This is a genomic window from Vibrio sp. M260118 (genome assembly GCF_036533755.1).
Classification (GTDB): Bacteria; Pseudomonadota; Gammaproteobacteria; order Enterobacterales; family Vibrionaceae; genus Vibrio.
This window is the reverse complement of the sequence record NZ_JATABG010000466.1, coordinates 1-2,272: the sequence shown is the minus strand read 5'-3', so window position 1 is coordinate 2,272 and position 2,272 is coordinate 1. Positions and strand designations below refer to the sequence as shown.

At 44.3% G+C, this 2,272-nt stretch carries 2 protein-coding genes and 2 pseudogenes; 2 read left to right on the top strand and 2 right to left on the bottom strand.

The features are described from left to right. Window positions 1-151: 151 nt before the first annotated feature. Window positions 152-421, bottom strand: a pseudogene (locus QTO00_RS18440) (transposase); the annotation flags it as partial. A gap of 157 nt (window positions 422-578) precedes the next feature. On the opposite strand from QTO00_RS18440, the gene QTO00_RS18435 reads away from it, so the two are divergent. Next, window positions 579-1,592: an acyltransferase gene (locus QTO00_RS18435; protein ID WP_331426071.1), complete on the top strand. Its 1,014-nt coding sequence runs from the start codon at window positions 579-581 to the stop codon at window positions 1,590-1,592. Here QTO00_RS18435 and QTO00_RS18430 read toward each other — a convergent pair. Further along, window positions 1,589-1,921: a DUF2500 domain-containing protein gene (locus QTO00_RS18430; protein WP_331426070.1), complete on the bottom strand. Its 333-nt coding sequence runs from the start codon at window positions 1,919-1,921 to the stop codon at window positions 1,589-1,591. The two genes, QTO00_RS18435 and QTO00_RS18430, sit on opposite strands and share 4 nt — an antisense overlap. 268 nt (window positions 1,922-2,189) lie before the next feature. Between QTO00_RS18430 and QTO00_RS18425 the strand changes: the two are divergent. After that, window positions 2,190-2,272: pseudogene (locus tag QTO00_RS18425) on the top strand (DUF4145 domain-containing protein); the annotation flags it as partial.

Sequence of the window (2,272 nt, the reverse complement as noted above, 5' to 3'; positions counted from 1 at the left end):
CCCTCGAAAAACAGATTTATCACCTCACTCACAAGAAAAGCTCAATGATGTCGCCACTCAACTTAATGAACGTCCAAGGAAAGTATTGAAATATAAAACACCATCACACATTATTGAAAAGGGTGTTGCGATGATCTCTTGAATCTACAGTAGCCTTTTTTAATATTTCATTGTGCTCTTCAAGGCGTGCAAGTTTCTTCTTCAGCTCTCGTATCTCAATTTGCTCTGGTGTCATTGGTGAGGCTTGAGGTGCTACTCCCATTCTTTCTTGCTTGAGCTGCCTTACCCACTTATCCATTGTCGATTTACCCACACCCATGGCTTTTGCGGCTTCAACAACGGTGTAGTTTTGGTCGAGAACAAGTTGCGCTGCTTCGAGTTTGAATTCCGCACTGAAAGTGCGTCTGGTACGCTTGGTCATAGTTTCACCTGTCATGCTATGAGGTGTATCTTAACACCTCTAATCAGGTGGCCAAATTCACCGTACCACTACAACCAAAAGCTGAACAAAGTCGTACTTTGTTCGGCTTTTTTATTGCTATATTCGAAGAGTAGTAGGCATCGAATATCACATCAGTATGAGAGACAGAGTTAGGTTTTTTGATTTATTACGCTGCGTGGCAGCCGTGGCGGTTATCGCCATTCATGTGTTGGCTCCGTATCGGCATGAGTTTGGCATTATCCCATTTAGTGAGTGGGTCACTGCGATAGGTGTGAATAGCGTAACTCGCTGGGCTGTTCCGGTGTTTATTTTAATAACGGGCGCTTTGATGCTTAGTGATACGCGGCCATTTGATGTCAAATATTATGTCAGGCGGCGTCTGGGAAAGGTTCTCGTGCCCTTTATTATCTGGTCGTTGTTCTATGCCTACTTGTCGGGCTGGAGCAACAGTGGCTTTGACGCTGCGCAAGTGAGCCAAGTGTTGACTGACAGTGTGACGCATGCGACTTACTATCATCTCGGCTTTTTCTATTACTTTATTCCGCTTTATTTCGTCATTCCATTCTTTCAGTTAGTGGTTAAAAACTACGGCGATGGTGCGTTGTACGCCTTTGTTGGCATTTGGTTGATGACAACGCTACTTTTCTTGTTGAGGATAGATGGTCCTTGGAGCCACGAGCTCTGGTTGTACAGCGGTTATCTGCCGTTGGGCTACCTGCTCTATAAGCGTGTTCCTCTATCTTCACTCTCTGCCGTAGGAGCTGTTTTACTGGGAACTGGTGCCCTGTTCATTACTGGCTACATGGTGATAACTAACAGTATTGCAGCGCAAGAGTATACTGTTGGCCGTTGGCTCTCATACAAAACGCTGAATGTGGTGCTAGCGGCAAGTATGATTTTTATGGTTTGTCGTTACTTTGGTGAGAGTTTGTCTGAGCAATCAAATCGCATCATTGGATTTATTAGCCAGCACAGCTTAGGGATCTATATTCTCCACCCGATATTCCTTTGGCCAATGAAGGAGTTCGGCTGGTATCAAGGTCACCCTGCTTGGGTGATTCCAGTGTGGATTGTGATTAGTGGCGGGGCTGCGCTGCTAATGAGTTGGTTGCTCTCGCTACACAGCAGAACTCGCTGGTTGTTACCTTAACGTTTGAGAGCAAAGTGAAGAAACTTATCGCCTTGATAAGTGAGTGTTCCATGATCTCCCGGGTTTAACGCGTGGTAATAGTGGACACCGACCTGAAACTCTCGCTTTGGACCAATTCGGCCTTTCTGTACATAAATCCAATACTCTTGGTCATCCATACCTGGCTCAACATCTTCAACAGGTATGGATTGCTTGTCGAGTATGGTGACTTCTGCGGTTTGCTCAGGAGCGCTGTCACCTTGGATATGCATGCGATAGAAACGAACAAACACCCATCCACTTGCTAGGATAAATACAATCACAAGGGTAAATAGCAATGATAGGGACATGATGGGCTTCTCTCTTTCTTTCAGCTGTCTATATTTTATCTTGATTTGATTGAATGTGTTGGGCATGGGTCTTGCTATATAAACAAAATGCACAATAGCCGAAATAATTTCGAGGCATATCACGTACTGATCGTCAGTAAAAATTGAGCGATTGGTTTACTTATTGATTCTTTTACACAAATTTACTTGAAACTTGCACCAAAAATGGGACAGTAGAATAGAAGAATGAGCAAACACCCCCTAAACTTAATAGCGATGGAGGGAACGTATGTCTGATATAGAAAAAGTTGTGATTCGCACTCGTAGAATCGAAAAGCTCCTCCGGACGCAATACCATGCTGACGGTAAGGG